General features: G+C 57.4%; 25 protein-coding genes. 18 read left to right on the top strand and 7 right to left on the bottom strand.

Annotation, left to right across the window (positions count from 1 at the left end; genetic code table 11):
- Positions 1 to 216 precede the first annotated feature (216 nt).
- The 10 genes from iolG (at position 217) to ALB80_RS11310 (ending at position 10,795) form a co-directional block, all read left to right on the top strand.
- Positions 217 to 1,230 carry an inositol 2-dehydrogenase gene (gene iolG, locus ALB80_RS11265; protein ID WP_050604154.1) on the top strand — a complete coding sequence of 338 codons (1,014 nt, stop codon included), beginning with the start codon at positions 217 to 219 and terminating at the stop codon, positions 1,228 to 1,230.
- Between the two features lie 124 nt (positions 1,231 to 1,354).
- Positions 1,355 to 2,275 carry a sugar ABC transporter substrate-binding protein gene (locus ALB80_RS11270; protein ID WP_050604155.1) on the top strand — a complete coding sequence of 307 codons (921 nt, stop codon included), beginning with the start codon at positions 1,355 to 1,357 and terminating at the stop codon, positions 2,273 to 2,275.
- A gap of 68 nt (positions 2,276 to 2,343) precedes the next feature.
- Positions 2,344 to 3,450, top strand: coding sequence for an ABC transporter permease (locus tag ALB80_RS11275; protein WP_050604156.1), 1,107 nt, complete (start codon positions 2,344 to 2,346; stop codon positions 3,448 to 3,450).
- 1 nt (position 3,451) lies between these two features.
- On the top strand, positions 3,452 to 4,273 hold the full coding sequence (locus tag ALB80_RS11280) for an ATP-binding cassette domain-containing protein (protein WP_050604157.1): 822 nt from the start codon (positions 3,452 to 3,454) through the stop codon (positions 4,271 to 4,273).
- Positions 4,274 to 4,420: 147 nt separating this feature from the next.
- A complete protein-coding gene (gene iolD, locus ALB80_RS11285; protein ID WP_172677885.1) occupies positions 4,421 to 6,253 on the top strand; it encodes a 3D-(3,5/4)-trihydroxycyclohexane-1,2-dione acylhydrolase (decyclizing) in 1,833 nt (610 codons plus the stop codon).
- A complete protein-coding gene (gene iolE, locus ALB80_RS11290; protein ID WP_050604159.1) occupies positions 6,250 to 7,149 on the top strand; it encodes a myo-inosose-2 dehydratase in 900 nt (299 codons plus the stop codon). Before iolD ends, iolE begins: the two co-directional genes overlap by 4 nt.
- A gap of 48 nt (positions 7,150 to 7,197) precedes the next feature.
- Positions 7,198 to 8,379, top strand: a complete 1,182-nt coding sequence (locus ALB80_RS11295; protein WP_050604244.1) for a phytanoyl-CoA dioxygenase family protein — start codon at positions 7,198 to 7,200, stop codon at positions 8,377 to 8,379.
- Positions 8,380 to 8,426: 47 nt separating this feature from the next.
- Positions 8,427 to 9,233: a 5-deoxy-glucuronate isomerase gene (gene iolB, locus ALB80_RS11300; RefSeq protein WP_050604160.1), complete on the top strand. Its 807-nt coding sequence runs from the start codon at positions 8,427 to 8,429 to the stop codon at positions 9,231 to 9,233.
- Positions 9,230 to 9,988: an SDR family NAD(P)-dependent oxidoreductase gene (locus ALB80_RS11305; protein WP_050604161.1), complete on the top strand. Its 759-nt coding sequence runs from the start codon at positions 9,230 to 9,232 to the stop codon at positions 9,986 to 9,988. Before iolB ends, ALB80_RS11305 begins: the two co-directional genes overlap by 4 nt.
- Positions 9,989 to 10,015: 27 nt before the next feature.
- Entirely contained in the window at positions 10,016 to 10,795 is a 780-nt protein-coding gene (locus tag ALB80_RS11310) for a TIM barrel protein (protein WP_050604162.1), read from the top strand.
- A 15-nt stretch (positions 10,796 to 10,810) separates the two neighbouring features.
- Here ALB80_RS11310 and ALB80_RS11315 read toward each other — a convergent pair whose 3' ends face one another.
- From ALB80_RS11315 to iolC, 3 genes are read right to left on the bottom strand one after another with little or no spacing between them, the layout of a single operon-like run.
- The gene (locus tag ALB80_RS11315) at positions 10,811 to 11,650 is read right to left on the bottom strand and encodes a class II fructose-bisphosphate aldolase (RefSeq protein ID WP_050604163.1); all 840 of its coding nucleotides are present in this window, start codon (positions 11,648 to 11,650) and stop codon (positions 10,811 to 10,813) included.
- Positions 11,647 to 12,483 (bottom strand): 5-deoxy-glucuronate isomerase, encoded by an 837-nt coding sequence (locus ALB80_RS11320; RefSeq protein WP_050604164.1) that lies wholly within the window; start codon positions 12,481 to 12,483, stop codon positions 11,647 to 11,649. The genes ALB80_RS11315 and ALB80_RS11320 overlap by 4 nt, the downstream gene beginning before the upstream one ends.
- 9 nt (positions 12,484 to 12,492) lie before the next feature.
- Positions 12,493 to 13,473 carry a 5-dehydro-2-deoxygluconokinase gene (gene iolC, locus ALB80_RS11325; RefSeq protein ID WP_157054193.1) on the bottom strand — a complete coding sequence of 327 codons (981 nt, stop codon included), beginning with the start codon at positions 13,471 to 13,473 and terminating at the stop codon, positions 12,493 to 12,495.
- 112 nt (positions 13,474 to 13,585) lie between these two features.
- On the opposite strand from iolC, the gene ALB80_RS11330 reads away from it, so the two are divergent.
- Together ALB80_RS11330 and ALB80_RS11335 are read left to right on the top strand one after the other, a co-directional pair.
- Positions 13,586 to 14,689 carry a Gfo/Idh/MocA family protein gene (locus tag ALB80_RS11330; RefSeq protein WP_050604165.1) on the top strand — a complete coding sequence of 368 codons (1,104 nt, stop codon included), beginning with the start codon at positions 13,586 to 13,588 and terminating at the stop codon, positions 14,687 to 14,689.
- Between the two features lie 38 nt (positions 14,690 to 14,727).
- Positions 14,728 to 15,861, top strand: a complete 1,134-nt coding sequence (locus ALB80_RS11335) for a Gfo/Idh/MocA family protein (protein ID WP_050604246.1) — start codon at positions 14,728 to 14,730, stop codon at positions 15,859 to 15,861.
- Here ALB80_RS11335 and ALB80_RS11340 read toward each other — a convergent pair whose 3' ends face one another.
- Positions 15,862 to 16,860, bottom strand: coding sequence for a LacI family DNA-binding transcriptional regulator (locus ALB80_RS11340; RefSeq protein WP_050604247.1), 999 nt, complete (start codon positions 16,858 to 16,860; stop codon positions 15,862 to 15,864).
- A 483-nt stretch (positions 16,861 to 17,343) separates the two neighbouring features.
- Between ALB80_RS11340 and ugpB the strand changes: the two genes are divergently transcribed.
- The 6 genes from ugpB (at position 17,344) to ALB80_RS11370 (ending at position 23,297) form a co-directional block, all read left to right on the top strand.
- A complete protein-coding gene (ugpB, locus tag ALB80_RS11345; RefSeq protein WP_050604166.1) occupies positions 17,344 to 18,660 on the top strand; it encodes a sn-glycerol-3-phosphate ABC transporter substrate-binding protein UgpB in 1,317 nt (438 codons plus the stop codon).
- A gap of 76 nt (positions 18,661 to 18,736) precedes the next feature.
- Positions 18,737 to 19,618: a sn-glycerol-3-phosphate ABC transporter permease UgpA gene (ugpA, locus tag ALB80_RS11350; RefSeq protein WP_050604167.1), complete on the top strand. Its 882-nt coding sequence runs from the start codon at positions 18,737 to 18,739 to the stop codon at positions 19,616 to 19,618.
- Entirely contained in the window at positions 19,618 to 20,466 is an 849-nt protein-coding gene (gene ugpE, locus ALB80_RS11355; protein WP_050604168.1) for a sn-glycerol-3-phosphate ABC transporter permease UgpE, read from the top strand. Before ugpA ends, ugpE begins: the two co-directional genes overlap by 1 nt.
- Before the next feature lies 1 nt (position 20,467).
- Positions 20,468 to 21,553, top strand: coding sequence for an ABC transporter ATP-binding protein (locus ALB80_RS11360; RefSeq protein WP_050604169.1), 1,086 nt, complete (start codon positions 20,468 to 20,470; stop codon positions 21,551 to 21,553).
- A complete protein-coding gene (locus ALB80_RS11365) occupies positions 21,550 to 22,527 on the top strand; it encodes an HAD-IIA family hydrolase (protein ID WP_050604170.1) in 978 nt (325 codons plus the stop codon). The genes ALB80_RS11360 and ALB80_RS11365 overlap by 4 nt, the downstream gene beginning before the upstream one ends.
- A 20-nt stretch (positions 22,528 to 22,547) precedes the next feature.
- On the top strand, positions 22,548 to 23,297 hold the full coding sequence (locus ALB80_RS11370) for a DeoR/GlpR family DNA-binding transcription regulator (RefSeq protein WP_157054194.1): 750 nt from the start codon (positions 22,548 to 22,550) through the stop codon (positions 23,295 to 23,297).
- Positions 23,298 to 23,386: 89 nt separating this feature from the next.
- Here ALB80_RS11370 and ALB80_RS11375 read toward each other — a convergent pair whose 3' ends face one another.
- The 3 genes from ALB80_RS11375 to ALB80_RS11385 are packed head-to-tail and all read right to left on the bottom strand — an operon-like array spanning position 23,387 to position 26,495.
- Positions 23,387 to 24,460: a BMP family ABC transporter substrate-binding protein gene (locus ALB80_RS11375; RefSeq protein WP_050604172.1), complete on the bottom strand. Its 1,074-nt coding sequence runs from the start codon at positions 24,458 to 24,460 to the stop codon at positions 23,387 to 23,389.
- A gap of 32 nt (positions 24,461 to 24,492) precedes the next feature.
- Positions 24,493 to 25,413: an ABC transporter permease gene (locus ALB80_RS11380; protein WP_050604173.1), complete on the bottom strand. Its 921-nt coding sequence runs from the start codon at positions 25,411 to 25,413 to the stop codon at positions 24,493 to 24,495.
- A complete protein-coding gene (locus ALB80_RS11385; protein ID WP_050604248.1) occupies positions 25,413 to 26,495 on the bottom strand; it encodes an ABC transporter permease in 1,083 nt (360 codons plus the stop codon). The genes ALB80_RS11380 and ALB80_RS11385 overlap by 1 nt, the downstream gene beginning before the upstream one ends.
- Positions 26,496 to 26,538: the final 43 nt, after the last annotated feature.

Here is a 26,538-nt window from a genome sequence, read left to right on the forward strand (position 1 = left end):
CATCGTTCTCCGATATTGGGGGATTCCCGTAGGGTCGAATTTGCGCGGATTTCAGCGCGTGAAGTTTGGCAGGACTTTCCGATTTGAAGATCGCTTCGCAGTTTTTGGGGTTTTCGAGTTCGGCGCGCAAAAGTGCCAGCGCTACGAAAAAAGATATTGCAACCGGTTGCAAAGAGAATCATTGTTGCGCGCAACACCAAGATTCGGGAGAGCCGCATGTTGAAGGTCGGACTGTTGGGCGCGGGGCGCATCGGGCGCGTTCATGCGCAGGCGATTACATCCCATCCGGGTTGCATACTTTCTGCTGTTTCCGACGCTCTGCCCGATGCCGCAGCAAGTCTAGCCAGCGAACATGGCGCCAAAGCCCGTAGTTCGGACGAGATCATCGCCGACCCGGGAATTGATGCGATTCTGATTGCAACTCCGACAGACACGCATTCTGATTTGATCGAGGCTGCGACAGGCGCAGGCAAGGCAGTTCTGTGCGAAAAGCCCGTTGATCTAAACCTACAGCGGGCAATGGACTGTCTAAATACAGTATCTGCACGCGGCAAGCCTGTGATGATTGGGTTTAACCGGCGTTTTGATCCGAATTTTGCGGCGTTGAAGGCCGGGTTGAGCGCAGGTGAAATTGGCAAGGCCGAGCTTTTGTCGATCACCTCATTTGATCCGGCGCCACCTCCTGTCAGTTACGTAAAAGTGTCGGGCGGACTGTTTCGGGATATGATGATTCATGATTTCGATATGGCAAATTATCTGATGGGTGATGTGCCGCAGACTATATCGGCGGTTGGATCATCGCTTGTGGATGCGGAAATCGGTGCGGTTGGTGATGTGGATACAGCGGCAGTCACAATGACTTACGCGGATGGCCGGATTGCAGTCATCAAGAATTCGCGGCGCGCGGCCTATGGCTATGACCAGCGGGTTGAAGTGCTAGGCTCTGACGGGTTGTTGCAGGCGCAGAACATGCTGGAAAACACCGTCGTGAAATCAACGGTGGACGGCGTTGTGGGGGCAAAGCCGACCCATTTCTTCCTGGAACGTTACATGACGGCCTACCGGGTTGAGTGGGCAGCTTTTGTTGATGCCGTTGAAGGCGGGTCCGAGGTTCCGGTCACGTTGCAGGACGGCGTTGCAGCTTTGGCAATGGCCGAAGCTGCAACGCTGTCGGCGCAGACCGGTAGGTCAATCCAGATGGAAGAAATTTTGAAACCGGTTGCAAAATGATCGAATTTCTTCAAACTTACGTTAGCTCGGCCCAGCGCCGCAGCCACTGAGATTCGGCACAGCCGGATGATTGGGGCCGGTACCCCAACAGAAGATCAGACTGAACCATTGGGAGGAAACTGAAATGAAGAAATTCGTTAAAGGCGCGCTTGCTGCTGGGGCACTGGCTCTGGCGACACCTGCATTTGCGCAGGAAATCGTGGTCGTGTCGCATGGTCAGGCCAACGACGCATTCTGGAACGTCGTGAAAAACGGTGTTGAGCAGGCCGGTAAAGATGTCGGCGTGAACGTGGAATACCGTGCGCCGGAAACCTTCGACATGGTGGCCATGTCGCAGTTGATCGATGCTGCCGTGAACCAGGAACCGGACGGCCTGATCGTTTCGATCCCGGATGCGGACGCGCTTGGCCCGTCAATCGAACGTGCTGTTGCCGCCGGTATTCCGGTGATCTCGATCAACTCGGGTTCTGACGTCTCGAAAGACCTGGGCGCATTGCTGCACGTGGGTCAGGACGAGTTTGATGCCGGCAAAGCCGCCGGTGAAGAACTCGCTTCGATGGGCGGTAAAACAGCGATCTGTGTGAACCACGAAGTCGGAAACGTTGCGCTGGACCTGCGCTGCGCCGGTTTTGCAGAAGGCTTTGGCGGTAACGTTGAAGTACTGCCGACCTCGAACGACCCAACGGAAATCGAGTCGAAAGTTTCCGCTGCTTTGGCTGCAAACGAAGCCGTCGACACAGTCATGGCGCTGGGTGCAAGCTCGGCTGGTGAACCGACTGTTGCAGCCGTCAAAGGCTCGGGCCGTGATGTGAATGTTGCGTCCTTCGACCTGTCGGCCAACTTCCTGCAATCGATTGCGGACGGTGACGCGGCATTTGCCATTGATCAGCAGCAGTACCTGCAAGGGTACCTGTCGGTGAATTTCATGGGTCTGCACGCCAAATACGGCCTGATGCCTGGTGGTAACGTGCCCTCGGGTCCGAACCTGATCACTCAGGACAAGGCTGCTCAGGTGATTGAGCTGTCTTCGCAGGGCATCCGCTGATCCGCGTCGAAATCTGAACCAAACGGGGCGGCGCAGCAGCGCCGTCCCCACCCAAATGGGAGGAAACGATGAGTGACTCAGCTCAAATTGCCGGGGACGAAAGGGTCAAAAAAGAACCTTTCATGACCAAGCTCATGAAGCGGCCCGAACTCGGTGCGATGGCCGGTGTTGTCCTGGTGGTCATCTTCTTTGCCATCACAGCAGACGACTCGATGTTTACTCTGGCCGGGATCATGAACTTCATGACACCTGCGGCACAGCTGGGCATTCTGGCAATAGGTGCGGCCCTTCTGATGATCGGAGGGGAGTTTGACTTGTCCATTGGTTCGATGGTGGCATTTGCTGGCTTGTTCTTCGGTGTCTGTGTGGTCACCTGGCAGTTGCCCCTGATCGTCGCCATCCCCATGACATTTGTATTTGCGGGCCTCGTTGGCGCGGTAAACGGCAACATCGTGATCCGATCCGGGTTGCCGTCCTTTATCGTCACGCTGGCCTTCCTGTTCATCCTGCGCGGCCTGTCACTGGTTGGCCTCAAGGCCGCCACCGGAGGATCGACTCAATTGCGTGGCGTGCGTGATGTTGTTGAAAACGACTGGCTGGCACCGTTCTTCTCGGGTGAAGCGTTCAGTAGCTTGTTCTCCTGGTTGGCAGCCAATGGCATGATTGATACCTTCAAAAGCGGCGCGCCCAAAGTGCCCGGTATTCCGGTCGAAATCCTGTGGTTCGTCGTGCTCGCACTGGTTGCAACCTATGTGCTGCTTCGCACTCCTGCAGGGAACTGGATTTTCGCGGCTGGCGGTGACAGTACTGCGGCCTCCAACTCGGGTGTGCCAGTGAACCGGATCAAGGTTTCGCTGTTCATGCTGACCGCTTGCTGCGCGGCACTGGTGGCCATCATCACGGTGATCGATGCTGGTTCGACTGATGCACGTCGCGGATTCCAGAAAGAGTTTGAGGCGATCATCGCGGCCGTAATCGGTGGTTGTCTGCTGACGGGCGGTTATGGCTCGGCCATTGGGGCATTCTTCGGCTCGATCATCTTCGGCATGGTTGTCATCGGCCTGACCTATACAGATTTCGATCAGGATTGGTTCCAGGTCTTCCTGGGCGGAATGCTTCTGATCGCCGTTCTGTTCAACAATGCGATCCGTAAACGCGTAACCGGGGAGCGCTGATATGACTGAAGATACCAAGTTCCACCACGGCGATACGGTGACCGATCTGGCGCCCATCGTGGAAATGAAGAACATCGAAAAGCACTTTGGCAATATCATCGCGTTGGCCGGCGTCAGCTTTGACGTCAAACCGGGTGAATGCCATTGTCTGCTGGGCGACAACGGTGCCGGTAAATCGACCTTCATCAAGACCATGTCCGGCGTGCATAAACCCACCAAGGGCGAGATCTTTTTCGAAGGCAAACCTTTGCATTTCGACACCCCTCGGGATGCGATGGAGGCAGGCATTGCGACGGTGTTCCAGGATCTGGCGATGATCCCGCTGATGAGCGTCACGCGCAACTTCTTCATGGGGCGCGAACCCACCAAGGGTAAAGGCCTGCTGAAGCGGTTCGATGTGGATCACGCAAACGATGTCTGCATGGAGGAGATGCGCAAGATGGGCATCAATCTGCGTGGACCGGATCAGGCTGTCGGTACCTTGTCTGGTGGCGAACGTCAGACTGTTGCCATTGCCCGTGCTGTGTATTTCGGGGCCAAGATCCTGATTTTGGACGAACCGACCTCGGCCCTTGGTGTGCGCCAGACGTCGAACGTTCTGGCGACCATCGACAAGGTGCGCAACCATGGTATTGGCGTGGTCTTCATCAGCCATAACGTGCGCCATGCATTGGCGGTGGGTGACCGGTTCACCGTGCTCAATCGGGGCAAAACGCTGGGCACGGCAACCCGTGGTGAAATCACGCCCGAGCAATTGCAGGACCTGATGGCAGGTGGTCAGGAAATGGCCGAGCTTGAGGGATCGCTGGGCGGTACGGTTTAAAAGTACTCGGGTGCCCCCAAAGGGGGCATTCTTCGGGTTGTGGCACCTGACGCCACTCTGTTTTCAGGCCCTGAAAAGGTCTGACACCTTCGCAAATGAGAAAACCCGCGGACCGCTGACGGCGGCTCCGAGTTGAGAGGGATCATGATGAGCAAGACAGTCCGACTGACCGCGGCGCAAGCTCTGGTACGCTATCTTGGGGCACAGATGAACGAGGCCGGAGAGCCCTTTATCGCCGGTGTCTGGGCGATTTTCGGCCACGGCAATGTGGCCGGATTGGGTGAGGCGCTGCATGGCGTAAAAGACAGTTTGCCAACCTACCGCGGCCATAACGAACAAACCATGGCGCATTGTGCGATTGCGTATGCCAAGCAACTGGGCCGGAGGCGCGCGATGGCTGTGACCTCTTCGATCGGACCGGGGGCCACTAATATGGTTACCGCTGCTGCTCTGGCCCATGTGAACCGCCTGCCTGTTTTGCTGCTGCCCGGAGACGTGTTTGCAACGCGTGGACCCGATCCGGTGCTTCAGCAACCCGAAGTATTCTCGGACGGAACCATCAGTGCGAATGACTGTTTCCGACCGGTCAGCCGCTATTTCGACCGCATCACACGCCCCGAGCATCTGCTGACGGCTCTGCCGCGTGCCTTTCGCACGATGACGGACCCGGCCGACTGCGGGCCGGTGACGCTGGCTTTTTGTCAGGATGTTCAGGCCGAGGCCTACGACTATCCCGAAAGCTTCTTTGAGCCGCGCGTCTGGTATCAGCGTCGCATTCGCCCGGATGAAGGTGAACTGGCGCGGGCTGTGGCGGCAATCAAGGCGGCTAGACGCCCTGTGATCGTTGCGGGTGGCGGCGTGCATTATTCAGACGCAACTGCCGCGCTGCAAAGCTTTGCCGAAGCGCATAACATCCCGGTGGCCGAGACGCAGGCGGGTAAATCCGTGCTGGCTTGGGATCATCCGCTGAACATTGGCCCAATTGGTGTGACAGGTGGCGAACCTGCCAACGATATCTGTGCCGAGGCCGACCTTGTGCTGGGTGTTGGCACCCGGTTTCAGGATTTCACCACCGGGTCTTGGGGTTTGTTTGCCAACCCTGAGCGTGAGTTGATCAGCCTGAACACCGCTGCCTATGACGCCGAAAAGCACGGTGCGATGCCACTGCAATCCGACGCGCGCGTTGGACTGAATGAACTGGCCGAGGCGCTGGGTAATCATCGCGCGCCAGACCTGCCTGCGACGTTGAAATCCGATTGGTTCGGAAAGGTCGACGCGCTGACCGATGCGCCGACAGACAGCAACGCGCTGCCCACGGATATGCAGGTGATCGGTGCCGTGCAAAGGGCGGCTAATGAAAACACCGTTGCGATGTGCGCAGCCGGCACAATGCCGGGTGAGCTGCACAAGCTGTGGAAAGCTCCGCGCCCGGGTGCCTATCACATGGAATACGGCTTCAGCTGCATGGGGTATGAGATCGCGGGTGCCATGGGCATCAAGATGGCGCAGCCGGATCGGGACGTGATCTGTTTTACCGGTGACGGTACTTATATGATGGCTAACTCGGAAATGGCGACGGCGGCGATGATGGGGATTTCGTTCACTGTTGTCGTCACCGACAACCGGGGCTTTGGCTGCATCAACCGTCTGCAGATGGGCACGGGCGGGGCCGAGTTTAACAACCTTCTCGACCACACGGTCCACGAAACCGCATCAGCCATCGACTTTGCAGCTCATGCGGCGGCGATGGGAGCGACCTCGGTCAAAGTCAGTTCAATTGCAGAGCTTGAGGACGCGCTGGCCAAGCGTGTAGATGTCAAAGGCCCTTACGTTGTGGTGATCGACACCGATCCCTACCCATCGACCGAATATGGCGGAACGTGGTGGGAAGTGGCGGTGCCCGAGGTCAGCATCCGCCCGGAAGTGAATGAAAAGCGCGCGGCCTATGAGGTCGCCATCAAGGAAAGAAACACGAAATGAGCGTGAAGATCGGTATCTCTCCGATTGCCTGGCAGAATGACGACCTACCGGATTTGACTGCTGCCTATACGATGGAGCAGGCGCTGAAAGAAGCCCGTGAGATTGGCTATACCGGCGTTGAGCGTGGGCAACGGATGCCTGCCGACACCGAAGGGCTGCGCGCCTATCTGGATACCAGCGATATTGCACTGTGCGGCGGTTGGTGCTCGGGCAGCACGCTGGTCAATGACCTTGACGCCGAGATCGCCGTCGTGCGCGAACAGGTCGAACAATTCGTTGCGCTGAACAGTCCGTGCATCGTTTATGCCGAGTGTTCCAATACGGTTCAGGGTCTGATTGGAACGCCGGTCAATGACCGCCCCAAGTTGTCCAAAGACGAAGTTTTGGCCTATGCGGCCAAGCTGAGCGAGTTGGCGAAATGGAAGGCAGATCAGGGTATGCCGATGGCGTATCACCATCACATGGGCACGATCATCGAAAGCGAAGATGAGGTGAACTGGCTGATGGAAGGGTCCGGTCCTGAGCTGAAGCTATGTTTCGATACAGGCCATTTGCTGTTCGGCGGCGGCGACGTGATGGCCACTCTGAACCGCTGGGGTGACCGGGTGCACCATGTCCACTTCAAGGACATCCGCCCTGGCGTCGTGCAGGACACGCGTGAAAACAATCGCAGCTTTCTTGACGCAGTGATCGCCGGTGCATTCACAGTGCCGGGTGATGGCTGCATCGATTTTCAGGCCGTAGCCAATGCGTTGAAAGCGATGGACTATAACGGCTGGATCGTGGTCGAGGCAGAGCAGGACCCCGCCAAGGCGCCGCCCTATGAGTACTCCAAAATGGGTTACGACCATATCGTCGAAGTTTGCGGCAAGGCAGGGTTGGAGATCACCACCTGAATCATCGCCCCAAGGGGCAACACCGAAGCCATGAAAGAGGAGTATGTCATGGTACATCAGGAACTTGGATATGTCGGTTATTTCGACCGGGAGTCCTGTGATCTGGATGAATTCAAGGTGTTGACCTCGCAAAACCTGACGCTCGATGTGGTCCCTCATGCCGCTTCGGTGGAAAAGAACGTTCCGATCTACGACATGCACGCGCTGCGCCCCGCCTTGGAGAATGCAGATCAAAGAAAAGCGCTGCTGGCAGAATGGGCGCGCGTGCTTGATAAATCGGCGGGCGTGATCGTTCTTAGCGGCGCTTTTGCGGATACGTCCGTGATCGACCGGGCGACCGGAGTGTTCCAACAGATCATCAAGGAGGAGCGCGAGGGCGCAGGTGGTGAAGGCGACCACTTTGCGGCCTCGGGCGCCAATGACCGGATATGGAACGCATTGCAAAAGCAGTGCATGCGTGACCCAGAGGGCTTTGCGCTGTATTTCGGGAATGTGGCTATTGCAGCGGCGTGCGAGGCCTGGCTGGGGCCGAATTACCAGATGACCGCGCAGGTCAATCAGGTGCGACCCGGTGGCAAAGCACAACAGGCGCATCGGGATTACCATCTGGGCTTCCAAACGGCGGACAGTGCCGCGCGGTATCCGGCGCATGCCCATCTGGTGACGGCTTCGCTGACCTTGCAGGGGGCCGTCGCGCATTGCGACATGCCAGTGGAAAGCGGGCCAACCAAACTGTTGCCGTTCTCGCAGCTCTACGCGCCGGGGTATCTGGCATTTCATGATCCGGCGCATCGGGATCATTTCGAGCAAGCCTACATCCAGTTGCCGCTGAACAAAGGGGACGCGGTGTTCTTCAATCCCGCGCTGTTCCACGCAGCGGGTGAGAATAGCAGCAACAACATTCACAGGATGGCCAACCTGCTTCAGGTGTCGTCAGCTTTCGGACGCGCGATGGAAGCCGTCAATCGTGCTGCGATGTCACAGGCCGTGTTTCCTGCGCTGTCGGCCTTGAGGCAACGCGGCGATCTGAGCGCCGCGGAAATCGACGCTGCCGTCGGGGCAACAGCCGAGGGCTATCCCTTCCCGACCAACCTTGATACGGACCCACCGGTTGGTGGCAACGCGCCAGACAGTCAGGCGGACATCCTGCATCGCGCCCTATCCGATGGGTGGAGCGATACAGAACTTTCTGACGCTCTTTCAGCATTGCAGTCACGACAAGCCGCTTAAGGCCCAAACGGGCGGACCAACGAGCCCGCTCCAATCGGAGAAGAACTATGGCAGATCTGCTCAAGAAACCCTTCGGCACCCGTGGCAAGGTGCATGACATCACGCCAGCCAGCGCCGGGTGGCGGTATGTGGGTTTCGGGCTTTATCACCTGAAGGCAGGGGACAGGGCGGCCGAGGCCACTGGGGACCGAGAGGTCATTCTCGTGATGGTCGAAGGCAAGGCAAAGATCACCGGAGCCGGGCAGGATTGGGGCGTGTTGGGCGACCGAATGAACGTGTTCGAAAAGACGCCACCGCACTGCTTGTACCTGCCGAACGGGACGGACTGGGAGGCGGTGGCGGAAACCGATTGCGTTGTGGCCGTGTGCTCGGCTCCGGGCAAAGGCGGTCACCAAGCGCGTCGCATTGGGCCGGATGGCATCACACTCACCGAACGCGGTAAGGGCGTGAACACGCGATACATCAATAACATAGCGATGGAGAACGAGGACTACGCCGACAGTTTGTTGGTCACTGAGGTGTTTACGCCAAATGGGCACTGGTCTTCGTATCCCAGCCACCGTCATGACGAGGATGACTTCCCCCGGATCACCTATCTGGAAGAGACATATTATCATCGTCTCAACCCTGCAAACGGGTTCGGGATACAGCGGGTTTATACGGATGACGGACAGTTGGATGAGACGATGGCGGTCTCTGATGGCGATGTTGTGACCGTCCCGCGCGGTCATCACCCTTGCGGCGCGCCCTATGGGTTTGAGATGTACTATCTGAACGTCATGGCGGGTCCCCTGCGGAAGTGGCGATTTGTACCGGCCCCCGAGGTCGAATGGATCATGGAGCGTGACGGATGAGCAAAGATTTCGCCAATTACCCAAGCCTTGCAGGCAAAACGGTTTTCATAACCGGCGGGGCTGGGGGAATTGGCGCGGAAACCGTTCGCGCTTTTGCCGATCAGGGGGCAAAGGTCGGGTTTCTGGATCTCAACGCTAATGCCGGGCTTGCTTTGATGTCGGAGCTGAACGGCGCGCATGCATTCGCCCAATGCGATCTGCGCGATATCGATGCCATGCAGGATGCGTTGGGGCAATTGGTAGAGGAGTTGGGCGAAGCGGATGTACTGGTCAACAACGCCGCCCACGATGACCGCCACGACTGGCGCGATGTGACGCCCGAGTATTGGGATGAGCGCATGGCGACCAATATCCGCCATATGTTCTTTGCTATTCAGACCGTGGCCCCGGGTATGATCGCAAAGGGCAAAGGCTCGATCGTCAACATTGGCTCGAATTCCTGGTGGGAGGCCGGGGCGGGATTTCCGGCCTACGCCACCGCCAAATCCGCAGTACACGGCCTGACCCGCACCATGGCGCGCGAGTTGGGTGATCACCGCATCCGTGTGAATACGGTCGTGCCGGGTTGGATCATGACCGATCGCCAGAAAGACCTGTGGGTCACGCCCGAGGCGCTGGCCAAGCAGGTGGACCGTCAGTGCCTGCCGGACCCGATTGAACCGGTCTATGTGGCGCGGATGGTGCTGTTTCTGGCCTCTGACGATGCTGCCATGTGCAGCGCTGGGAACTTCATGGTCGAGGGTGGCTCGATCTGAACCAATCAGAACAATTGGAGAGCTGACATGTCTCAACCCTTTCAACTGGCGGCATGTGCCGAGATGCTGTGGCTGGACAAACCCATGGATTGGCGCGCTGCGCGGCTGACCGAGATGGGGTTTGGTGTCGGCCTGTGGAACTGGTCAGCGTGGGATCTGGATAAGTTGGAACGCGTTGGCGCGAATTACACGATCATGGACGGGTATCTTCAGGGTCGTCTTGCGGATGATGAAGGGGCTGACATGTTGTTGGACTCTGCGCGTGAGACAGCGCAGATTGGCAAGCGTCTGGGCGTGGATCGTCTGAACCTGCACGGCACCGGTCTGGGTGATGGTGGAATTCCGATCTGGCAGCATGATGTCGTGACCGGTGACATGTGGCTGAAGGCACGGGACACTTTGCACCGCATTTGTGATCTGGCCGAAGAAGAAGATGTTGTTTTCACGCTTGAGAACCTGAACCTGCTGGATCATCCCGGTTGTCCCTTTGGATCGACAAAAGATGTTTTGACGCTGGTATCCTCAGTCAATCATCCACTTCTTCGGATCAATCTGGACCTCTATCACACACAGATCGGGGAAGGCGACCTCGTCCGTTGGTGCGAGAAATGCCTGCCATGGGTCGGAGAGATTCAGGTTGCCGACAACCCCGGCCGGTGTGAACCGGGAACCGGAGAGATCAACTATGCCGCTGTTGCGCGGGCGCTCAAGGATATGGGTTATCGTGGCCCCGTCGGCCTCGAGGCGACTGCCGCGGGCGACCCGGAAACAGCGCTCGAGGCCTTCCGGGCTGCCTTTACGATCTAAGGGAGTTTGGGCGCTTTACCTTTGCGGTGGGGCACCAAAGGCACGGATCACGGTGCGGGCAGCGGCCTCGACCGGGTCGTGTGTTTCTTTCAGGATAGAGACGCGATCAAACCGATCCGGATCGCGGTTGACAGCCTCGCGCATGGCATGGCCGAACGCCATACGCAGCTCGGTCCCGATGTTGAACTTGCAGATCGACGTCTTTTGCGCAAGCTTCATGCGCTGCTCCACTGGCACACCCGACCCGCCGTGAATGACCAGGGGTACTTCGGTCATGGCATCGATCTCGGCGATACGTGCCTCGTCCAAACCACCTTCCTTGTTCTGCTGAAGGTGAACATTGCCGACCGAAATCGCCATCGCGTCCACCCCGCTTTCACGTGCGAATTTCGCAGCTTCCTCGGGGTCGGTGCCATTGGATCCTTCACCGCCCGAGTAACCGACAAAGCCGATCTCGCCCTCGCATGAAATCCCGGCCGCATGAGCCATCTCGGCAATCGCGGCGGTCTCGTCGAAGTTTTGTTGCAAAGATTTGCGCGACCCGTCGAACATCAACGAGGTAAAACCGCTGTCCAGCGCAATCTTGCAGTCTTCGAACGTATAGCCGTGATCCAGATGTGCAACGACCGGAACCGACGCGTTTTCGGCGAGATACCGGAACATTTTACCCAGTACGGGCAGCGGCGTGTGTTCGCGACAGCTGGGGCCAGCTTGCAGGATCACCGGTGCATTTTCCGCCTCGGCCGCTGCCACGTAGGCGCGCATGTCTTCCCAGCCGAGGGTGACAAGCCCGCCCACGGCGTAACCTTGTTCATAGGCGGGTTGCAGGACGTCTTTCAATGTGACGAGAGTCATTTGAACTTCGCGATCATGTCTTTGATGCCTGGGATCGTTTCGATCTGATAGGCATGGGTGGGCTGGAAATACTGCACCAACGAACGCTGGGTCAGACCACCGAGGATGGTGAAATAATACATCTCATAGCCCGGCAGAACGCAGCAGGGATGATAACCGTTGTCGATACAGATCGTTGAGCCATCCACGATATGATAGGCATCGCCCGGTTCGTTGTCCTCGCGTTGCAACATCTGCAGGCCCGAGCCCCAGTTGGGCTTGAAGCGGAAATTATAGGTCTCGTCGTGGCGGGTCTCGTCCGGCAGGCGGTTGGTGTCGTGCTTGTGGCTGGGAAAGCCTGACCAGCCGCCCTGACCAACGGTGAACAGCTCACTCACCAGCAGGCGGCCAACTTTGTCGTGCTGTTTCTGGCCGAGGATGTGTTTGATCTTGCGGTGAGTTTTGGTGTCGTCGCTGCCGTATTGCACAAGGTCGTGTTCGCGCACATCGAACGGGTCCAGAACCTTGTCGTATTTGGCACCGGCAATGAAGACTTCGGCTTCATTTGAAACGCAAACCAATTGCACTTTTGCACCGACGGGCACGTAAACGCCTTCGGGATCGCCATCCCAGACATCTTCGCCCCGGTTGCCCAGCTTCGCGAAGGCAACGCCTTCGACGTCCACGTCGACACTGCCGGTGGCGGGCACGATGCAGGTCTCGTAGCCGGGAACCTGATATTCGAACGCTTCGCCCTTTTTCAGTTTGACGATGTTGAAATAGTTCAACGGGACAGTTGGATCATCGGCGTCGACGATTGGCTTATTCTGGTTGTCATAGGGCGCGATGTGCATGGGAGTCTCCTATGTGGTTGGACCGGGGTGTGAGGCGAGGAACGCATCCAGTTCAGCGGTCGTGGGCATGGCTGGCGCGCACCCTGACTTTGACACCACGATCGATGCGCAGGCCGAACCGCGCATGACAGCGTCTTTCAGGTCGTGCCCGGTAGCAATTGAAGCCAATAGGCCCGCCATGAAACTGTCGCCAGCCCCATTGGGTTTGACGGCGGTGACCGGGTAGATGCCGGTTTCAATCTCTTGCCCGTCCATCAATGTGACGGCGCCTTTCTCGCCCATCTTGTAGATGACCAGCCGACCAGGTTTTTCTGCCAGTTCCTTGGCCTTGGCAAAGCCCTTTTCGATACCTCCAGCCATGAACCCGAACTCTTCGTCATTGCCGACGATCAGGTCGCTGGCGTCTCCGGCCCGCGACAGGATCTCGGCGGCTACCTCGGGCGAGGGCCAGCTGTAGGGGCGGTAGTCGATATCGAAGATGATTGGCAGACCAACAGCTCGTGCATATTCGAACGCACGGAACGTAGCGCCGCGCGATGGTTCGGAGGCAAAGACCGTGCCTGCCGAGATGACTGCCGAGAAGGATGAAAAGTCGACCTTGTCCATGTCCTCTTCAGTGACCTGAAAATCGACGGCCCCGTTGCGGTAGATGACATTCTGAAAGTTCTCGATCCGGCTTTCGTAGACAGCCAGAGACATGCGATATTCACCACCCAATACCCGGATATAGGATGTATCGACGCCATAGTGCCGCAATCGGTTCAGGCAGAACCGGCCAACTGCATCATCCGAGACAGACGTGATCAGCGAGGCCTGACTGCCCAGCTTCACCAACCCGGTGCATATGTTTGCGGATGAACCACCCAGATCGGCATGGAACGTGTCGGCATCCTCGCTTTTGACACCGATGGGGTCTGCATACAAGTCCATGCCTGCTCGCCCGAAAACGGCAAAGCGGTTTCCTTTGATACCGTCTATCAAAGCGCTCAAGTCATGTCCTCCGGCACAGTGGGGTCGGCAAAGTTTGGACCTTGCGTTGAATCGATTCACACGATACTGATTTTGCAACCGGTTGCAAATGATATGTTCGGAGCCGTTGCAGATGCCTGAAATTGGAATTGGAATTGTGGGTGGCGGCTATATGGGCAAGGCCCATTCAGTTGCCATGTCGGCAGTTGGTGCGGTGTTCAACACCGCGTTGAGGCCCCGGCTTGAGGTCATTTGTGCATCCAGCCCCGAAAGCGCTGAACGTTACCGGACAGCCTATGGCTTTACGCGCGCGACTGACGATTGGCGCGCGCTGGTTGAAGACCCCAAGGTCGAAGCCGTTGTAATTGCTTCGCCTCAATCCACGCATCGTCAGATCGCCGAAACGGCTTTTGATCTGGGCAAGCCCGTGTTGTGTGAAAAACCACTAGGAGCATCGCTTGAAGACAGCAGGGCGATGGTTGCGGCAGCCGAAGCCGCGGGTGCCGTGAACATGGTGGGGTTCAACTATATTCGCACACCCGCCAGCCAGTACGCCCGCCAGTTGATCACCGATGGTGAGATCGGTGACATCACGTGGTTCAGGGGTGAGCATACCGAGGATTTTTATGCCGATCCGCATGCCCCAGCCACGTGGCGCACGACAGGAATGGCCAATGGCACAATTGGAGATTTGGCGCCGCATATGGTCAACGGAGCGTTGGCACTTGTTGGCCCGATTGCGCAGGTGATGGCCGATGTGGAGACGGTGCACAAAACCCGCCCGGGTGGCGAGGTTACAAATGACGACCATGCCCAGATGATGTGCCGGTTCAAAAACGGGGTTATGGGTAACCTGTATTTCAGCCGGGTCGCGACGGGTCGGAAAATGGGTTACGCTTATGAAATATCAGGCACAAAAGGCGCGATCCGGTTTGACCAGGAAGACCAGAACGCGCTGTGGCTGTATAAGCGGGAAGGGCCCGAAGCTTCGCGCGGGTTTACAAAGATCCTGTCAGGTCCCGCGCACCCGGATTATGAACCCTTCTGTCAGGGCCCGGGTCACGGAACTGGATATCAGGATCAGATTATCATCGAGGCCAAGGATTTCCTGCAGGCCATTCACACCGGAGAAGCGGCCTGGCCCACCTTTCGCGATGGGCATGAGGTGAACCGCGTGCTGGCCGCTGGCCTGGCATCGTCAGATCAGCGACGATGGAAAGACATCAGCGATTTCTGATCGCTTAACCTATGAAATTCTAAAGAGAGACGATGACCATGGCTAAGTTGAGATGGGGCATGATCGGGGGTGGTGAAGGCAGCCAGATTGGGCCTGCCCACCGTTTGGGCGCTCAGGCTGACGGGCTGTTTGAATTTGCCGCTGGCGCGCTGGATCACCGGCCCGAAGCAGGCCGGGAATACGCGCAGCGGCTGGGGGTTGCTGCTGACCGCGCCTATGGTGACTGGCAACAGATGCTGGCGGGCGAGAAAGACCGGGATGACCGGGTTGATCTGGTGACCATCGCAACACCAAACTCGACCCATTTCGAGATTGCCAAGGCCTATTTGGAAGCTGGCTTCAACGTTTTGTGCGAAAAGCCGATGACCATGACGGTGGAAGAAGGCGAAGAGATCGTCCGCGTGGCCGAAGCTTCGGGCAAGATCTGCGCGGTGAACTACTGCTATTCTGCCTACCCGATGGTGCGTCAGGCCCGTGCGATGGTGCGTGCAGGCGATATCGGCAAGGTGCGGTTGGTTGTGACGAACTTCAGCCATGGTCATCATGGCGACGCCACCGACGCAGACAACCCGCGTGTCCGCTGGCGCTATGACCCAGCTATGGCAGGGATCTCTGGGCAGTTTGCCGATTGCGGTATCCACGCGCTGCATATGGCCAGCTTTATCTGCGATGACGAGGTGAAGACCCTTGCCGCCGATATGGCCTCGACTATCTCCAGCCGTGAGTTGGAAGACGATGCAATGATCAACTTCCGTATGGAAGGCGGCACGGTTGGACGCCTTTGGACGTCATCGGTGGCGATCGGACGGCAGCATGGCTTTGATATTCAGGTCTTTGGCGAAACCGGCGGACTGCGCTGGGCATCCGAGCAACCCAACCAGTTGATTTACACGCCCGTCGGTGGGCGCACCCAAATCATCGAAAAGGGCGAGGGCGATCTGCATGACGAAGTTCAGCGTCTGTCTCGGGTCGCCATCGCGCACCCCGAGGGATTCCCTCTGGCGGTGGCCAATATCTATTGCGATCTGGCAGATGCAATTCGCGGTGAAGTCCGGGACGGGCTGCCCGGAGCAGCGGATGGAGTGAGATCCATCGCTGCGGTCTATGCAGCCGTTGCTTCGGGCAAAGCAGGTGGGGCTTGGAAGGACGCCCGTCCGCCGATGTTTCGCTAATCAGGGGCGGGGCCGCAATGTGCCCCGCTCAATTACGCGGCAGGGGAATATACGGGCCTCGGGATAGCGCTGAGGCTCTTTCAACATCTCGACAATCAGATCGACGGATGAGGTGATGATCTGCTTGATCGGCTGGTGAATCGTCGTCAGGTCGATGTTTTCCCATCGCGACATTTCCATGTCGTTCAGACCAATGATTCCAATGTCTTGACCTGGCTTCAACCCATGATCTTTCAGCGCTGATAGCGCGCCGATAGACAGGATGTCGTCACCGCAGAAGTAAGCTTCGGCCGGAGTTTCGGAGAGAAGGCGCAGCATTTCTGCCCGCCCAGCCTCGAAAGAGTAGGCCCCGGCAAAACAATGGCTCACGTCGATCTCAGGGTGGTCGGACAATTCCTCCATGAAGCCGCGATGCCGGTCCAGGGCCGAGGTCGCATCCTGAGGTCCGCCCAGATAGCCGATGCGCGTATATTTGCGTGCCAAAAGTTCGCGGGCGGCCATACGTCCACATTCCACGTTGTCGATGCCAACGACATGCACTTCGGGCGAAGTGGCCGACCGTCCAAACGTATGCACCACGGGCACGCCAGCATCATGAAACGCCTTGGCAAAGCTGGGTGGCAGCGTCGACGACGCCACGATAGCCGCATCTACCGAGTACTGCCGCAGCATTCGGACCGAATTGGCGGGTTCGGTCTCATCCGTCAGGTTCACGATCAACGGGCGCAGTCCACGTTCCTGCAAGGCACGGGTGAACTGATCGAAAACCTCAAGGAAAATAGGGTTGTGAAAATTGTTCGAAATCAATCCGATCAGTTTGGTGCGCCCGGTGGTCAGCGACGAAGCAAGGGCATTCGGGCTGTAGCCCAGTTCGCGTGCCGCTTTTTCGACCTTGCTGCGTGTTTTTGCCGAGACCGAGGCGCCTTCGGTGAAGGTGCGCGAAACAGCAGATCGCGATACACCTGCAAGGGCAGCGACGTCTTTTAAGGTCACGCTCACGGGCGGTGACTCCAAGGGCAAAAGGAAAGGGATGTCGAGGTGATTTTCATTGTCTGTGCATTATGCATCATCGTCCAAATCCCGCAACCGGTTGCAGAACAGTGCAGAGTTGATCTTGAACCGGAAGACATTTCTTTGAAAACGTCAGTTATGTGCCCCGAACCCGCGTAGAGGATCAAGTTTTTCCTGTCAGCTCAGTGTCGCTGGTCCGGCACACATTCACACCCAATGCTTTTGAAACAATGCAGTTGCGCTCAGCAAGCTGTGCTGGCCGACGTCTGTATTTGGAAAGGAACCAGCGCGTTCATTTGAAATAAACCTATCCAATTTGGTCTCTAACTCCGATGCTAATTCAGCATCTTAGTTCATATGAACACAGAGAAATTTCATATGAACGTTACAGAATCGCAGTAGGCGGCGGACAGGCGTCGAACCTGACACGACTTGCCCAATATCGCTTTGTGACCCAGCCTGGAGGATCCAATGAAAACATCGACGAAATACGCTGCCGCGACCGCTGCGGTTTTCGCTGCCCCCGCCGCCTTTGCAGCCGACAAGGCCGAAGTTCAATTCTGGCACGCCATGGGTGGCCAGTTGGGCGAAATCACCGACAAGTTTGCTGCTGACTTCAATGCTCAGTCGGACAGCTGCGTGATCAACTCGACCTACAAAGGCAACTACACCGAGAACATGACCGCCGCGATTGCCGCCTTCCGCGCGGGCGAACAGCCTCATATCGTCCAGGTGTTCGAAGTCGGCACCGCCACGATGATGGCTGCAGGCGACAAAGGCGCAATCTATCCTGTCCACAAACTGATGAAAGACGCGGGTATCGACTTCGATCAGTCGAAATACCTGCCCGCCGTGATTTCGTATTACACTGATACCGACGGCAACCTTCTGTCACTGCCCTTCAACTCATCGACCCCGGTTTTGTGGTACAACAAGACCGCTTTGGATGCGGCAGGTGTTGCCGTTCCGACCACCTGGGACGAAGTTGAAGAAGTTGCGCGCGCACTGAAGGCCAATGGTGTCGAAAAGCCGTTTTCCTTCGGCTGGCAGTCGTGGTCGAACATCGAGAATTTCTCGGCCTGGCACAATGTTGACATGGGCACCGAGCAAAACGGTTTCGCCAGCCTGTCGACCGAATTCACCTTCAACAACGATGCTGTTGTAAATCACATCCAGCGCATTGCAGACATGGGCGAAGAAGGTCTGTTCGTCTATGGCGGTCGCCGCGGAGACAGCCGTGGGCAATTCGTGAACGGTGAGACTGCGCTGTGGATCAATTCTTCGGCCTATTACGGTGGTTTCAAGAACGACATCAAGGACTTCGAATTCGGTCAGGCCATGTTACCGCTGGATTCCTCTCTGGCCGAAGCACCGCAGAACTCGATCATCGGCGGTGCGACCCTGTGGGTTCTGAACGGTCACGAGAAACCCGAATACACCTGCGCGGCTGAATTCTTCCAGTTCGTTTCAGCGCCCGAACAGCAGGCCTACTGGCACCAGACCACCGGGTACGTTCCAATCACCACAGCAGCGTATGAGCTGTCGAAGGAACAGGGTTTCTATGAAACCGATCCGGGCACCGACACCGCCATCAAACAGCTGAGCCTGAACGCGCCGACACCGGCTTCGAAAGGTCTGCGCTTTGGCAACTTCGTTCAGATCCGCGATGTGATCAACGAAGAGCTTGAAGCTGTCTGGTCGGGTGAAAAAGATGCCAAGACCGCAATGGATGACGCTGTGAAGCGCGGTAACACGCTGCTGCGTAAGTTCCAGGGCGCGAACAGCTAAGATACCCCCTCATGGCGCGGTTCCCTCTGATTGTAGGGGGCCGCGTTTTTGATCCCACTGACTGCCGAGATCTGACATGCAGAAACGCGTCGTCTACCGATCCAAGCTGCTGCCGTATTTGTTAGTTGCACCGCAGATCGCCATCACGCTGATTTTCTTTTTCTGGCCTTCCTATCAGGCGCTGGAAAGCTCGTTTTATGTTGAAGACGCGTTTGGGTTTTCCCGTAACTGGGTTGGAATGCAGAATTATGCAGAGCTGTTCGCCGATCCGGGTTATCTCAGATCTTTCCGAACCACGCTGATTTTCAGCGTCTCGGTCGCTGCGCTGACCATGAGCATCTCGTTGGGTCTGGCGGTAGCCGCCAACCGAGTGATCCGGGCCGCGACCGCGTATCGTACCCTGCTGATCTGGCCCTATGCAGTTGCACCGGCTTTGGCTGGCGTAATCTGGTATTTCCTGATGAACCCAAGCCTTGGCATTGTCGCTTATTGGCTCAAGGCGCTGGGAGTGAACTGGAATCATTACGTAAATGGCGACCAGGCGTTGTTGCTGGTGATTGTCGCGGCGGCGTGGAAGCAGATCAGCTATAACTTCCTGTTCTTTCTGGCCGGTCTGCAAAGCATCCCGAAATCGTTGATCGAAGCGGCTGCCATTGATCGCGCCAGCCCGGCGCGGCGATTCTGGACCATCGTGTTCCCGCTGCTGACGCCCACCACATTCTTTCTGCTGGTGATCAATCTGGTCTATGCCTTCTTTGACACCTTTGCACTGATCCACGCCACAACCGAAGGCGGCCCGGTCGATGCGACTTCGATTCTGGTTTATCGTGTCTATTCCACCGGCTTCGTTGGTCAGGACTATGGCAGCTCAGCCGCGCAGTCAGTTGTTCTGATGGCGCTGGTGGTCGGCATGACCTTCATCCAATTCCGCTATATCGAGCGCAAGGTGAACTACTGATGGTCGAAAATCGCCCCTTCCTGACCGTTCTGACCCATGCTGCGCTGATAATCGGAGTGCTGTTTCTATGCTTTCCGGTCTGGATGGCGCTGGTGGCATCAACACATAGCGCCGACGCGCTTTCCTCATCCCCGATCCCGATGTGGTTTGGCGATCAGGGCTGGCAAAACTATTCACTCTTGATCAGCCGGGGCCTGCCCGAAGCGGGTGGTGTGCCGCTGGGCCGTATGATGCTGAACAGTGCGATCATGGCGCTGGGGATCACGTTTGGCAAAATCGCCATTTCGATCATCTCGGCCTATGCGGTGGTCTATTTCAAGTTCCCGTTCCGCATGGTGTTCTTCTGGATGATCTTCATCACCCTCATGCTGCCGGTCGAGGTGCGCATTCTACCGACGTTTGACGTCGTCACCAAAATGGGGCTGCTCAACAGCTATGCGGGGTTGATCGTGCCGCTGATTGCATCTGCGACAGCGACGCTTCTGTTCCGTCAGTTCTTTCTGACCATCCCCGATGAGTTGGTCGAGGCCGCGCGGATCGACCGCGCCGGACCACTGCGCTTCTTCTGGGACATTTTGCTGCCGCTGAGCCGTACGAACATAGCGGCGCTGTTCATCATCCTTTTCATCTTCGGCTGGAACCAATACCTGTGGCCGCTTTTGGTAACCACGGACGAGGGGCTATACACCATCGTTATGGGTATTCAACGCATGGTGAATTCGGGTGAAAGTCTTCCTGTCTGGCATTTGATCATGGGTACGGCCGTTCTGGCGATGATCCCGCCGGTTCTGGTTGTGATTGCAATGCAAAAGCTCTTTGTCAAAGGGCTTGTGGAAAGCGAGAAATAATATGGCCAATCTGAGCATCAGGTCACTGGGCAAAACCTATCCCGGCGGCGTGTCGGCTGTACGCGACGTCGATATTAAGATTCAGGATGGTGAGTTCATCGTGTTGGTGGGCCCATCGGGCTGTGGAAAATCTACGATTCTGCGGATGATTGCGGGTCTGGAAACCATCACGACAGGTGATCTGGATATTGACGGGCGTCGGGTGAACGATCTGGAACCCGGAGACCGGGATATTGCCATGGTATTCCAGAACTATGCCCTTTACCCGCATATGACTGTGCGTGCGAATATGGAATATGGTCTGAAAAACGAAGGACTGCCCAAGGACGAGATCGCCGAGCGTATTGCCGAGGCGTCGCGCACGTTGCGCCTTTCGGATTACCTGGACCGCAAACCGCGTCAGCTTTCGGGTGGTCAACGCCAGCGCGTCGCCATGGGTCGCGCCATCGTGCGCAAACCGAAAGTGTTCCTGTTTGACGAGCCGCTTTCAAACCTCGACGCCAAGCTGCGCACCCAATTGCGGGCCGAGCTGAAGGCGCTTCATGCGCGCCTGAACGGTACCTTCATCTATGTGACCCACGATCAGGTCGAAGCGATGTCGCTGGCTGATCGTATCGTGATCATGAGCGAGGGAAAGATCGAACAGATCGGCACGCCGATGGATCTATATCTGCGCCCCGCAACACGCTTTGTTGCGGAATTCATCGGCACCCCGGCGATGAACTTTATCGACGCGACTGTCGGATCTGATGGGCATTCGTTGCAGATCGGAGAGCAGATGATTGCCGCAGACGCGCCGATACATGCACCGGCAGGTACCTTGGTGAGCGTGGGTGTCCGTCCCGAGCATCTTCATCGCGGACAGGATCATGCGATGCATGTGAAGCTGAAAACAGGCTTTGTCGAGCAATTGGGCGCCGACACGATCGTGCATGGCGAGGCCTCTACCAACGGCACAGCCTCACCGCTCGGTGTACGTCTTCAGGGGGTGCACATGCCCGAACCCGGAAGCGAGTTGCAACTGGGGGCGGCTTTGTCGGACCTGCATTTTTTCGACACAGCCAGCGGCCAGCGTTTGAATACATGAGCTCAGATTCGATCTCTCAGGCGATCACCCCGCGACTTGAACCGACAGGTCCTATTTGGGACGATATCTCGCGCGCGATCACGCCGGGTATGGCTTTCCAATGGTATGAAGACATTCGGGACCGGCTGCCAGATGCGCCAAGCCGATCAGGAGGGTTGCACCACATCCCCGATCTGGGGGCGATCACGGATCAGGCTGACGTTTTTGTCTTTGACGCTTATGGCGTGCTCAATACCGGAAAGCTTCCGATCCCGGGGGCGGCGGAACGGATCAAAAATCTGCGTGCGGCCAGTAAAACGATATTTGTTCTGACCAACGCAGCCAGCTATGCCGCCGCCCAAGCGCAGGGTGTGTTCCGGGGTCTGGGTTTCGACTTTTCGCTGAGTGAGATCGTGTCCAGCAGGATGGTGTGCGAGAATCACATGCCGCAACTGGCCAGCGGGCTACGATGGGGTGCAGCAGCCCCTGCCAACTGGACCCAGGACGAGGTAGAAGTTCCCACGTTGCACCTGCTGGACGATATCGAGGTTTACGATCAGGCGGGCGGCTTCCTTTTCCTAAGCACATTGGATTGGAACAGTGGGCGGCAGGCGCTTTTGCTGGACAGTCTGGCCCGAAATCCCCGACCGGTTGTCGTGGCAAACCCTGATCTGGTTGCGCCCCGCGAAACCGGTCTAACGCGAGAGCCCGGATTCTATGCGCATGATGTGCAGTCCCGTCTCGGGATAAAGCCAACGTTTCACGGCAAGCCTTTTGCTTCGGTCTACGAAGAGATCGAACGTCGCACAGGTGCGGTTGATCCTCGTCGCATTGTCATGGTGGGTGATACGTTGCATACAGATATTCTGGGGGGCCAATCGCGCGGCTGGGGTTCGGTTTTGATCATCAACCATGGTTTGTTTGCTGGGCAATCCGTGCAGAAATACATCGATGTGAGCGGGGTGTTTCCGGACTGGATTGCGCCGAGCATTTGAGAGGGATCTGGATTTTGGACTTGAACGACAGGCAACGGACGATCCTGGATCTCATCCGCCAGTCGGGTCTGCAATCAATTACGGACCTGTCCCAACATTTTGACGTGGCCACACAGACCATCCGACGGGACATCAACGCGCTGTGCGACGAGGGCCTTGCGCGCCGTGTTCATGGCGGCGTTGTGGCGCCGAGCAATCCTGTCAATCTGAACTTCAGGTCGCGTCGTGTGATGAACGAGGGGGCAAAGCGCGCCATTGGTCAGGCCGCCGCCCAAATGATCCCACAGGGCGCAACAGTCATGCTGGGCATCGGAACCACTGTGCAATACGTGGCCGAGGCCTTGCTGGAGCATTCCGACCTGACTGTTGTCACCAACAATCTTGAGGTTGCGACCATTTTTTGCGGTTCGGTCTCAGCCGAGGTTCACTTTACCGCCGGGGTCTTGCGGCCCGAAGACCGTGACGTCGTTGGCGGGCAAACTCTGTTGGATTATCAAAGGTTCCGTGCCGACTTTGGTGTTATCGGTGCAGGCGGCTTGTCTGCCGAATTCGGGTTGCTGGATTTCAAACCCATTGACGCGGATGTCAGCCGTATGATCCTGCAGCAATCCCGACAGTCGCTGCTGGTGGCCGATGCGGAGAAATGGAAAACATCGCCGAAGTTCCAGGTTGCCGGTTTCGACAGGATCGACACCATGGTGACAAACGCTGTGCCGCCTCGCGCGATTGATGGCTTGGCCCTGCATCAAGTCGCAGATCACGCGACCTGATCCTCAATGCGCGAGCTTCTGCAGGCGACAAAATGAAAAAGGCCCGCGCATCCACTGTGCGGGCCCTTTCGATCACTTAAGCGCGCAGATTACTGCGGAATTTCGCCTTCCAAACCTTCGACATAGAAGTTCATGCCTGCCAGCGTGCCGTCGTCAGCAGTTTCTCCTTCAGCCAACCAGTCGCTACCGTCCTGCTTTTTCAGCGGGCCGGTGAAGGGGTGGTACTCACCCGCAGCCATGGCGGCTTTCAGTGCCAAGGCCTCTTCCTTGACATCGGCAGGAACGGCTTCCGTGATCTCGCCGATTGCAACCATGCCTTCCCGAATGCCATCCCATGTGTTGGCGCTTTCCCATGTGCCATCCATGACAGCTTGGGTCCGTGCAATGTAGTAGGGGGCCCAATCATCGATGATCGACGAGACGCGCGGGAACGGAGCATATTCGCTCATGTCCGAGGCCTGACCAAAGGTGACAACGTTACCCGCCTCTTGCGCAGCTGCCTGCGGGGCAGTCGAGTCGGTGTGTTGCAGGATAACGTCCGCGCCCTGTTCAATCAGAACAGTGGCGGCGTCAGCCTCTTTTGCTGGATCAAACCACGTGTATGCCCAGACGATCTTGAACTCGACATCCGGGTTCACCTTCTTGGCGTGGATATAGGCCGAGTTGATGCCACGGATCACTTCGGGGATCGGGTACGAACCGATATATCCGATGATGTTGGATTTGGTCATGTTACCCGCGATGTGGCCCTGAACAGCGCGACCTTCATAGAAACGGGCCGAATAGACCGAGACGTTGTCGGCGGTCTTATAGCCGGTCGCGTGCTCGAACTTCACGTTCGGGAACTTCTGGGCCACGTTGATGGTCGGATCCATGTAGCCGAACGAAGTGGTAAAGATCAGATCGGCACCTTCCAGCGCCATCTGGGTCATAACACGCTCGGCATCGGGACCTTCGGGAACCGATTCAACAAAGACGGTTTCAACCTTGTCGCCAAAGTGATCCTCGACGGCCAGACGGCCCTTGTTGTGTTCATAGGTCCAGCCACCGTCACCCACGGGGCCGACATAGACGAAACCGACCTTGGTTTTGTCTTGCGCAACGGCACCAGTCGCCAGACCCAGCGCGATTGCAGCCGTTGTCAGAAGTGATTTGAATTTCATGTAGTTACTCCCCAAGTTGGTTCAGTTGGCCCCTAGTGTGAGGCATGGAAGATCCGGCCCAATGCGGCAGGTGCGCTGCTCTTGTCGGCCGAAAGGATCACAAGCACAAGGATCGTGATGATATAAGGCGACATTGCCAGATACTCGACGGGGATGGCAACGCCTGCTGCCTGCAAATTAAGCTGCAACACGGTGATACCGCCAAACAAGTAGGCACCCAACAAGGCACGCCATGGTTTCCAGCTGGCAAATACCACCAGCGCCAGAGCAATCCAGCCCACACCCGCGGTCATACCCTCGGTCCACTGTGGCACGCGGATCAGGCTGATATAGGCCCCGCCCAGACCCGCGCAGGCCCCGCCAAACAGGATCGCCATGACGCGGATCTTGATGACCTTATAACCAAGCGCGTGCGCGGCATCGTGGTTTTCACCAACCGCGCGCAGGATCAGACCGACACGGGTATATTTGAGCGTGGCCCAAACCGCTGCGGTCAAAGCGATGCCAACATAGAGGATCGGGTCATGCTGGAACAGGATCGGCCCGATGACGGGAATGTCGCTGAGTACCGGAATGTGGATATCACCCATACTCGGGGGTTTGACGCCCACATAGCTTTGCCCCATCAAAGCGCTGAACCCCAGACCGAACAGCGTCAGTGCAAGGCCGCTTGCCACCTGATTGGCCAATGCCACCTGTGTCAGCAGTACAAACAGCAGCGACAGCACTGCACCACCAATTGCCGCCGCAACAAAGCCTAGCCAGGGCGATCCGGTCTCGACCGAGATGGCAAAGCCACTGATTGCGCCCACGATCATCATACCCTCGACACCAAGGTTCAGAACGCCTGCTTTCTCGACGACCAGCTCTCCGATCGCAGCCAGCAGCAGGGGGGTTGCGGCCACCATCAGCGAGGCAACCAGAAGGACGGGATTGATTTCACCAAGGTCCATTATGCTACCTCGCTACGAGCCGCACGGATGCGGTAGTTGGTCAGAAGATCGAAAGCCAGCAGGAAAAACAGAAGCATCCCCTGGAAAACTTGGATCGCTGCGGCCGGCAGGCCCAGCTTCGACTGCGCGATTTCGCCGCCAATATAGGTCAGCGCCATCAGGCCGCCGGCCAGCAGGATACCCACCGGATGCAGGCGGCCCAGAAAAGCGACGATGATCGCGGTAAAGCCATAGCCAACGTTAAAATCGATGCTGACTACGCCCGAAGGCCCCGAGACCTCGAACATCCCGGCCAGCCCGGCCAGCGCCCCGGACAAGCCCAGACAGAACAGGATCAACCGCGCCGGGTTCACACCCGCGAACTTCGCCGCACGCGGCGCCTCACCCGTTAGACGGATGTGGAAGCCCAGCATGTGCCGGTTCAGCAGCACATACGCAAAGATCACGGCGATCAGTGCTGTCACCACACCCCAATGCATGCCGGACCCGGCGATCAGCTCGGCGTTATGCGCGCTGTCATATTGCTGCAGGTTGCGCGATCCGGGAAAGCCAAAGCCCTCTGGGTTCTTCAGCAGGCCCAGCGAGACCGAGGCCAGCATCTGCTCGGCCACATAGACCAGCATCAGCGACACCAGGATTTCATTGGTGCCAAAACGTACTTTCAGAAAGGCCGGGATCATCGCCCAGAGCCAACCGCCGAACGCGCCCGAAATCACCATGATCGGGAAGATGTAAAACGCATCCAAAGGATAGAAGGCCAGACCAGCACCAGCGCCAAAGATGGCACCCATGATGTATTGCCCTTCGGCACCGATATTCCAGATACCGGCCCGAAAGCCCAGCGACAGACCGATGGCAATCAGAACCAAAGGTGCGCCTTTGACCAACAATTGTGGACGGTAGTAGAAGGCAAACTCGCCAAACAGCGGTTCCCAGAAAATAGTGCCAATGGCTTCAATCGGGTTCTTGCCCAGAATGGTAAACAGCACCCCTCCAAACACCATTGTCGCCAGCACCGCCACCAGAGGGGTCGCATAAGACCACGCCTTGGACGGCTGTGGCCGCTTCTCCAATACAATCATCTGCTCAGCCCCCCACATTCTTCTTCTTTTCTTAAAAACTCTC

Source organism: Ruegeria sp. 6PALISEP08 (assembly GCF_001238295.1).
GTDB lineage: Bacteria > Pseudomonadota > Alphaproteobacteria > Rhodobacterales > Rhodobacteraceae > Ruegeria.

What these genes read in the sequence shown, in the direction of transcription:
- iolG (WP_050604154.1), top strand. Translation starts at nt 217, where the DNA reads ATGTTGAAGGTCGGACTGTTGGGCGCGGGGCGCATCGGGCGCGTTCAT.
- ALB80_RS11270 (WP_050604155.1), top strand. Translation starts at nt 1,355, where the DNA reads ATGAAGAAATTCGTTAAAGGCGCGCTTGCTGCTGGGGCACTGGCTCTG.
- ALB80_RS11275 (WP_050604156.1), top strand. Translation starts at nt 2,344, where the DNA reads ATGAGTGACTCAGCTCAAATTGCCGGGGACGAAAGGGTCAAAAAAGAA.
- ALB80_RS11280 (WP_050604157.1), top strand. Translation starts at nt 3,452, where the DNA reads ATGACTGAAGATACCAAGTTCCACCACGGCGATACGGTGACCGATCTG.
- iolD (WP_172677885.1), top strand. Translation starts at nt 4,421, where the DNA reads ATGAGCAAGACAGTCCGACTGACCGCGGCGCAAGCTCTGGTACGCTAT.
- iolE (WP_050604159.1), top strand. Translation starts at nt 6,250, where the DNA reads ATGAGCGTGAAGATCGGTATCTCTCCGATTGCCTGGCAGAATGACGAC.
- ALB80_RS11295 (WP_050604244.1), top strand. Translation starts at nt 7,198, where the DNA reads ATGGTACATCAGGAACTTGGATATGTCGGTTATTTCGACCGGGAGTCC.
- iolB (WP_050604160.1), top strand. Translation starts at nt 8,427, where the DNA reads ATGGCAGATCTGCTCAAGAAACCCTTCGGCACCCGTGGCAAGGTGCAT.
- ALB80_RS11305 (WP_050604161.1), top strand. Translation starts at nt 9,230, where the DNA reads ATGAGCAAAGATTTCGCCAATTACCCAAGCCTTGCAGGCAAAACGGTT.
- ALB80_RS11310 (WP_050604162.1), top strand. Translation starts at nt 10,016, where the DNA reads ATGTCTCAACCCTTTCAACTGGCGGCATGTGCCGAGATGCTGTGGCTG.
- ALB80_RS11315 (WP_050604163.1), bottom strand. Translation starts at nt 11,650, where the DNA reads ATGACTCTCGTCACATTGAAAGACGTCCTGCAACCCGCCTATGAACAA.
- ALB80_RS11320 (WP_050604164.1), bottom strand. Translation starts at nt 12,483, where the DNA reads ATGCACATCGCGCCCTATGACAACCAGAATAAGCCAATCGTCGACGCC.
- ALB80_RS11330 (WP_050604165.1), top strand. Translation starts at nt 13,586, where the DNA reads ATGCCTGAAATTGGAATTGGAATTGTGGGTGGCGGCTATATGGGCAAG.
- ALB80_RS11335 (WP_050604246.1), top strand. Translation starts at nt 14,728, where the DNA reads ATGGCTAAGTTGAGATGGGGCATGATCGGGGGTGGTGAAGGCAGCCAG.
- ugpB (WP_050604166.1), top strand. Translation starts at nt 17,344, where the DNA reads ATGAAAACATCGACGAAATACGCTGCCGCGACCGCTGCGGTTTTCGCT.
- ugpA (WP_050604167.1), top strand. Translation starts at nt 18,737, where the DNA reads ATGCAGAAACGCGTCGTCTACCGATCCAAGCTGCTGCCGTATTTGTTA.
- ugpE (WP_050604168.1), top strand. Translation starts at nt 19,618, where the DNA reads ATGGTCGAAAATCGCCCCTTCCTGACCGTTCTGACCCATGCTGCGCTG.
- ALB80_RS11360 (WP_050604169.1), top strand. Translation starts at nt 20,468, where the DNA reads ATGGCCAATCTGAGCATCAGGTCACTGGGCAAAACCTATCCCGGCGGC.
- ALB80_RS11365 (WP_050604170.1), top strand. Translation starts at nt 21,550, where the DNA reads ATGAGCTCAGATTCGATCTCTCAGGCGATCACCCCGCGACTTGAACCG.
- ALB80_RS11375 (WP_050604172.1), bottom strand. Translation starts at nt 24,460, where the DNA reads ATGAAATTCAAATCACTTCTGACAACGGCTGCAATCGCGCTGGGTCTG.
- ALB80_RS11380 (WP_050604173.1), bottom strand. Translation starts at nt 25,413, where the DNA reads ATGGACCTTGGTGAAATCAATCCCGTCCTTCTGGTTGCCTCGCTGATG.
- ALB80_RS11385 (WP_050604248.1), bottom strand. Translation starts at nt 26,495, where the DNA reads ATGATTGTATTGGAGAAGCGGCCACAGCCGTCCAAGGCGTGGTCTTAT.